The following is a 7,281-nucleotide window of genomic DNA, read 5'->3' on the forward strand; positions in this document are numbered from 1 at the left end:
TAACCGGTGCGGTCAGTTTTCCCATTTACCAGGCAACCGCTTTTCGCCACCCGCAGTTGGGGAAAAGCACCGGGTTCGACTATTCCCGCTCAAAAAGCCCAACTCGCGCCGTCCTGGAAGATGCGTTTGCCGATTTGGAAAGCGGCGATGCCGGCTTTGCCTTTAGTTCCGGCATGGCGGCATTGCAGACGATCTTTATGCTGTTTGCGCACGGCGACCATTTTCTTGTGTCGCTGGACTTATATGGAGGTACATACCGGCTGTTGGAAAATGTTCTGTCGCGTTTCGGCGTGACCGCTTCCTACGTGGATACAAACGATATTTTTGCTTTGGAACGCAACTTGAAGCCCAATACGAAAGCTTTATTGATTGAAACGCCAACCAATCCGCTGATGATGGTAACAGACTTGCGGGCGGCTTCCGCGTGGGCAAAAGAGCATGGACTGCTCACGATTGTCGACAATACGCTGCTTACGCCATTTTTCCAGCGCCCGTTGGAATTGGGCGCGGATATTGTGGTGCACAGCGCCACCAAATATTTGGCCGGCCATAATGACGTTTTGGCCGGATTGATCGCCGTAAAAGGAACGCAGCTTGCGGAGAGAATGAAGTTTTTGCATAATTCCATCGGCGCCGTATTGGGGCCGCAGGACAGCTGGCTGTTGATGCGGGGAATGAAAACACTTGCGTTGCGCATGGAGCGCCATCAATTCAATGCGACCAAACTGGCCGCATATTTGTCGAACCATCCGCTCGTCGAACAAGTATATTATCCCGGGCTTGCCTCGCATCCGGGACATGACATTCAATTGCGTCAAGCTTCCGGCAACACCGGCATCTTTTCGTTTAAAGTCAAGGACAGCCGATATGTGGAGCCGCTCTTGCGCCATATCAAGTTGATCGCTTTTGCCGAAAGCTTGGGCGGGGTCGAATCGCTCATGACCTATCCGGCCGTGCAAACGCATGCCGATATACCGGAAGAAATCCGCAAAGCGGTTGGTGTTGACGACAGACTGCTCAGGTTATCCGTCGGAATCGAGCATATCGATGATTTGCTGGCTGACCTGGCGAACGCCTTCGACAAAACGCGGGAGGAAATCGAAAACAGGTGACTTTTGTCGTGTAGAATTATGCGAATTGTCACTATATTTTGTTAAAGAGGTATGGTAAAATAAAGCATCCACAGTTATTCGCGGGTCTTTCGGCCTTAGTCCTCACGGAGGTTATATGCGCAAACAGACGAAGTGGCTGGAACGGGCGAGAATGCTGTTATCGCTGCCTTTATCGGGGCAGGCGATCAAATATTTCCCGCCCGAATTTGTTTTGCGGGACCCGATCGCGTCCCGTATTTATCGCCAGTTGAAGCACGACTACGGATGCGCGCTTATTTTGCTGAATCTCGAAAATTTCCATCCATTGCAGTACGCAATGTCGGCTGCCGAAGTGGGCATGATCGAGCGGACGATTCGCCATGAAATTCGCCGCGTTCTTCCTTTGTTTTTTGTCGAGAAATGCATCCTGGGAGCGCGGCAAATGCATGGCGAGGATTATTGCCTGTTCATCAGCGCCCGGAAAAATCAATTGCCCCGCCTGCATGATACGGCCAGGCTTATTCGCGACGAGCTGGAACGGCGGATCAATGCTCTGGTGGATACAAGCCGGTATGGCCGCATGCATTTCCGCTTCGGTTTTTACATGATTGAGAAAAGCGATCTTCCTTTGGCGACCGCAATGTCGCTTGCTTATCATTATGCGCACGCCGTCGCCACCAAAAAGCTTCCCGAAAATTTTTATTGCACGCGCAAACAGCTTGCGGACATTATCGCCACCGGCAATATTCATGTGTTGTTTCAACCGATCCTGAACTTGCAGTCCGGCATAATTTACGGTTGGGAAGTGCTAACGCGCGGGCCGGAAAACACCGTCTTTTACCAGCCGACGGAATTGTTCGAACTTGCTTATCAGTCCGACCTTTTGACGGAATTGGAGAGGCTGGTGTTCAAAAAGGCAATCGACCAAATATCGCGGCAATTGATCGGGGAACAGGTGTTCATCAATATAACTGCGGTTTCGCTTGCTGAACCGCGTTTTTTTGATTCCGTGCTGGAAATCCTTTATGAATATCCGGAAATTAACACGCGCAATCTCGTGTTGGAAATAACCGAAGCCCACTCCATTCGCGACTTTGACCATACCGCGGCGATGATCCGGAATTACCGCGCGCAAGGATTCCGGTTCGCCATCGACGACGCCGGTTCCGGGTATTCCAGTTTGCAGACGATTTCACAATTAATACCCGATTTAATCAAAATCGACAAATCGCTCATTCAAAATATCGACAGAGTGGCGGTTAAACAATCGTTGCTGCGGGCATTGGTCGGCCTGGCCGCGGAAATCAATTGCCAAATCATCGCGGAGGGCATTGAACGCAAAGAAGAGGCCGAACTGCTTTCCCAACATCGCATCGAGATGGGGCAAGGTTTTTACTTTGCCAAACCGCAAATTGCGATTTAACGGGGCAAACTTGCCTATCCGACGCCCCAAAATTTACGTGCGCCCGTCTTGTATATAACCACAATCCCGACCATATACTTTTAGGGTAATGGAGGGAGTGGGCGCAATGGAACTGTTTGCGGTCTCGGTAGGCGAAGCGAAGATTTCCGCGCAAGACTTGCTTGCCCGGTTGGAAAGCGCGATGCGCAATTTGCGTATACCCCAGATGCAGGAAAATTGGATCTGCACGCGCCACAACGGATTTTTGCGCATCGCTTGCCATGCGGATATGATCCGCAAGCACTACATTGCGCTAAAAAGCCGTATTTGCCGCGCCGCGGCGGAGGCAGTCGCGGATTCGATCGTTCGCGATGTGGAACCGGCAATGATTTTGCAGATTATAAATAAATCTTACCATTTTGAAGATCCCCAGGATTTGACCAAAGTGGAATCATTTTGCCGTTCGCTGCTGGAGGGGAATGAATCCGACTTGGCGCCCGCCGAGGCCAAGCGGTGTTTTGCGAGGAAAGGAAAAATTGCCGATGAGGTTTTCGGCTGGCTGCAAGATTACGCGGAACTGAATTTGGACGGGCTTGTGCATTTCCGCTTAAACGCGTATAAGGAAGAGCTCCGGGAAGTTGTTGAATATGCGATTGAAGAATTTCTGATGGAGAAGCAATATCAGGAATTTATTTCACTGCTCAAATATTTTGTGCTGATTCAGGACGCCAAAATCCCTGCGGCTCATTTAATGCATCGCGGCGACAACGATTTTATTTTATTGAACGAACAAATGGAACGCATCGAATCCGGGCATATTTCCGGATTTGTTCCCGAATTGGCGGACAAGGATATCAACTACGAGGACATGATTGTCAGCACGCTGATTTCGGTGGCGCCGCAACAAATTTATATCCACACGCGTGAACCCGAAAAACAGGTCATTAAAACGATCCAACAAATATTTGAAAACCGGACGCGCCTCTGCACGTATTGCTCCGCATGCAAACCGATACTGGGCAAAAAGCGGAAAAACCGTTCGCTCCCATAAGCTCCTTGCCAATCGCCCACGAAGATGCCCCCGCGATGACGCCGCCCGCGATAAAATGTATGTGAAAAATCACACATATTGGCTATTGATTGCTAATTCGCGCGCCCATCTGCTTTTTTCCCGTTCTTCTTGACCACGCCGCTGCGACGGGATATAATATTATCTCTGTAAAGGTCTTTTTCGTTAAATGCGGCAATCAAAGACACGGGCTGCTGCAAACGCAATGCGCAGAGAGAGGGAACGAGGCTGAAAGTCCCTCCATTGCAGGCAGTTGCTTACCCCTTTGTAGCAGCGCGGCGGAACGTTTCGATCATTCGAGCCAGTATGCGGCGCCGGTTAATTCCCGTTATGGAATTGAATAAGGGCCTTGCGAGAAAAAAGCGGGCCGAATCAGGGTGGAACCACGGACACGCACCGTCCCTTTCGGGATAGGTGCGTTTTTTCATGTTGAAAAAACGACAGGAGAGTGAAAAGAATGTCAATTCAAGTTACGTTGCCTGACGGCGCAATTCGGGAATATGCATCCGGAACCACGGTCGCCCAGGTGGCCGCGTCAATCAGTCCGGGCTTGCTTAAAAACGCGGTTGCCGGAAAAGTGGACGGCAAAACGGTTGATCTTAGCCATGCATTGTTGAACGATGCAAGTGTGGAGATCGTTACGCCGGACAATCCGGCGGGGCTCGAGGTGTTGCGGCATAGTTCGGCGCACTTGATGGCGCAAGCGATTGGGAGATTGTACGGCCGCAAAAATGTCAAGTTGGGAATCGGCCCGGTCATCGAAGACGGATTTTACTATGACATTGATATGGACAAGTCGCTTACGCCTGAAGATCTGGAAGCAATCGAGCGGGAAATGGCAAAAATCGTTCAGGAAGACTTGCCGATTAAACGGCGCGAGGTAAGCCGCGAGGAAGCGCTGGCCATTTATACGGAACTGGGCGATGAGTTGAAGCTGGAACTGATTCGCGATTTGCCCGATGACGCTGTCATATCGATCTACGACCAGGGCGAATTTTTCGACCTGTGCCGGGGGCCGCACTTGCCATCGACCGGAAAAATCAAAGCGTTCAAATTGCTGAATTTGGCCGGGGCATACTGGCGCGGCGACTCCCGCAACAAGATGCTGCAGCGCATATATGGCACGGCATTCGCGAAACAAGCCCAGCTTGATGAATATTTGCGCCTGCTGGAGGAAGCGAAAAAGCGGGATCACCGGAAACTGGGCCGCGAGTTGAAGATGTTCACCTTCTCCCGCGAAGTCGGCCAGGGCTTGCCGCTTTGGCTGCCGTACGGGGCGAAACTGCGCCGGACGTTGGAACGCTACATCATCGACCTGGAAGAAAAATTGGGCTACCGGCACGTTTACACGCCGGTATTGGCCAATGTCGAATTATACAAAATTTCCGGGCACTGGGAGCATTATCAGGATGACATGTTTCCGAAGATGACGCTGGATAATGAAGAACTGGTGCTGCGTCCGATGAACTGTCCGCACCATATCATGGTGTACAAGAGTGAAATGCACAGTTATCGCGACTTGCCCGTAAGAATTGCGGAATTGGGCACCATGCACCGCTACGAGATGTCCGGCGCGCTGACCGGCTTGCACCGGGTACGGGCGATGACCTTGAACGACGCGCATATTTTCTGCCGTCCGGACCAAATCAAAGAAGAATTTGGCCGCGTCGTGAAACTGATCCGCAAAGTATATGAAGATTTCGGGATCAAGGAATACCGCTTCCGGCTGTCGTATCGCGATCCCAAAGACACGGAGAAATACTTCCCCAATGACGCGATGTGGGAAATGTCGCAGCGCATGCTGCGGGAAGTTGTGACCGAGCTTGAACTTCCGTTTTTTGAAGCGGAAGGCGAAGCCGCATTCTACGGCCCCAAGTTGGATGTGCAGATCAAAACGGCGCTTGGCAAGGAAGAGACGCTTTCGACCGCGCAGCTTGATTTTCTCTTGCCCGAGCGGTTTGAACTGGAATATGTCGGCGATGACGGGCAAAAGCACCGTCCGGTCATGATTCACCGCGGGATTATCAGTACGATGGAGCGCATGACGGCATTTCTCCTGGAAAATTTCGCCGGCGCATTGCCGTTGTGGCTTTGCCCGGTGCAGGCGCGCGTTTTGCCGATCACAACCGCATACGAGGATTACGCCAAGCAAGTGGCGGAATTTTTGCAGCAGGAAGGCATCAGCGTGGAAACCGATTTGCGCAACGAGAAGCTTGGCTACAAAATTCGCGCCGCACAATTGGATAAAATTCCGTATATGCTCATTGTCGGTGAAAACGAAGCGACGGGCAAAACCGTTTCCGTCCGCAGGCGGGGAATGGGAGACATTGGCGCGAAACCGCTGGCGGAAGCGGCGGCGATGATCCTCGACGACATCCGAACCAAACGCATCGATTAATTGCCAAAAAAACTGTAAAATTTGTCGAAAAAGGTGCCAATAGACCTAAGGAAAAAAAGAAGCAAGCGTTTTCAAATAGGAAACGAAGCTTCTTTTTTTGACTCGTGGAATATGCTACAATATGGTAAACAAAAGTAAACTTCGCCCATCGTTTGTTCTATTTCGGTATTTAATGATGCGGATTCCGCAGGAATCTTTGGGAGAGACCGGTATGAAATGGTCGCATTTTTTGGATATGGAACAAATGAATGAAACCGATGAATACGAACTGCTGAATGAGTTGTACAGGCAGATGTTTATCGTGGCGTATTCCAAGGTCAATAACAAATCCGACGCGTTGGATATTGTTCAGGAGTCGTGGTTAAAAATTTTGCTGAAACTCGACAGTTTAAAAGACAGGGACAAGTTGCTGCATTGGGCCAAGGCAATAGTCTCCAATACCGCGGTAAATTTCATTAAACGCAAGCAATTTATGAAGTGGGTCGCGTTCCAGACCGAGACGCCCCAGTCGCGGGAGTTCATTGTCGATGCGCAAATGGAAGAGCGGTTTCGCCGCAAGGAGTTGTATGACAGCATCGCCAAGCTGGATGAAGAAACGGGCAAAATGCTGATTTGCAAATATTATTACGGGTTTAAAGATAAAGATATTGCCGAAGCGCTGGATTTCCCGGTCGGCACTGTAAAAGCGCGCATACATCGAGCAAAAGACAGGCTGCGCACGCTTTTGACGGATGAATAAATTCACCTCCCTCCGTAGACCATAATGGCGGGCAGTAAAATCCGCAAGAAACGGGGGGAGGTGATTTCCATGGCAAAAAACAAAGCCAATGAAAACGCCAATGCCGCCAATACCGCCAATAAATTCAACACCGAGTTTGCCGCCGAAACCAATGCGGCGGCGAGAAAGTCCGCGGCCAACAAAGCAAACCAGAAAGCGAATCAATAATTTTGTCAGTCGGATATAAACAAAGGGAGGCACAATGCCTCCCTTTAATTGTTCATGGTTTTGCTCTTTGCTTATTTGTTTGAATCATTGACCTTCCATTCCACCGGAATGACAATCTTTTCTTCCTGAATCGCGCTGCCTGTTATTTGGGCCAACAACAGCTCTACCGCGGCCTTGCCCAATTGGCCTTCGTTTTGTAAAATGCGCGGAATGTCAATAAAGTCGGGGTCGTCAAAAGTAATCATTTCCACATCCTCCGGAACCGCGCGCCCCAACGTTTGCAAAGCGGTATAAGTCATTCGGGCCGTCTCTTCGGTCAAAGTGAAAACCGCCGTAATATCGGAATGCTCTTCAAGAAAATGAATAATTTCCCGC

The 7,281-nt window shown here is 50.4% G+C and carries 7 protein-coding genes; 6 read left to right on the forward strand and 1 reads right to left on the reverse strand.

Annotated features, from left to right (window positions below):
• The 6 genes from VF260_09855 to VF260_09880 form a co-directional block, all read left to right on the forward strand.
• The coding region (locus VF260_09855; GenBank protein HEX7057482.1) for a PLP-dependent transferase at nt 1-1,112 on the forward strand (1,112 nt) is incomplete at its 5' end.
• Between the two features lie 115 nt (nt 1,113-1,227).
• Entirely contained in the window at nt 1,228-2,514 is a 1,287-nt protein-coding gene (locus VF260_09860) for an EAL domain-containing protein (protein HEX7057483.1), read from the forward strand.
• A 106-nt stretch (nt 2,515-2,620) separates the two neighbouring features.
• Nucleotides 2,621-3,544, forward strand: coding sequence for a putative sporulation protein YtxC (ytxC, locus tag VF260_09865; GenBank protein ID HEX7057484.1), 924 nt, complete (start codon nt 2,621-2,623; stop codon nt 3,542-3,544).
• 475 nt (nt 3,545-4,019) lie between these two features.
• Nucleotides 4,020-5,960: a threonine--tRNA ligase gene (gene thrS / locus VF260_09870; protein HEX7057485.1), complete on the forward strand. Its 1,941-nt coding sequence runs from the start codon at nt 4,020-4,022 to the stop codon at nt 5,958-5,960.
• Nucleotides 5,961-6,171: 211 nt separating this feature from the next.
• The gene (locus VF260_09875) at nt 6,172-6,699 is read left to right on the forward strand and encodes a sigma-70 family RNA polymerase sigma factor (protein ID HEX7057486.1); all 528 of its coding nucleotides are present in this window, start codon (nt 6,172-6,174) and stop codon (nt 6,697-6,699) included.
• Nucleotides 6,700-6,768: 69 nt separating this feature from the next.
• Nucleotides 6,769-6,906, forward strand: coding sequence for a hypothetical protein (locus VF260_09880; protein ID HEX7057487.1), 138 nt, complete (start codon nt 6,769-6,771; stop codon nt 6,904-6,906).
• Nucleotides 6,907-6,977: 71 nt separating this feature from the next.
• On the opposite strand, the gene VF260_09885 is transcribed toward VF260_09880, so the two are convergent.
• Nucleotides 6,978-7,281 (reverse strand): substrate-binding domain-containing protein (locus tag VF260_09885; protein ID HEX7057488.1); only part of this gene is annotated, 304 nt, incomplete at its 5' end.

This window comes from Bacilli bacterium (assembly GCA_036381315.1).
Classification (GTDB): Bacteria; Bacillota; Bacilli; order Paenibacillales; family KCTC-25726; genus DASVDB01.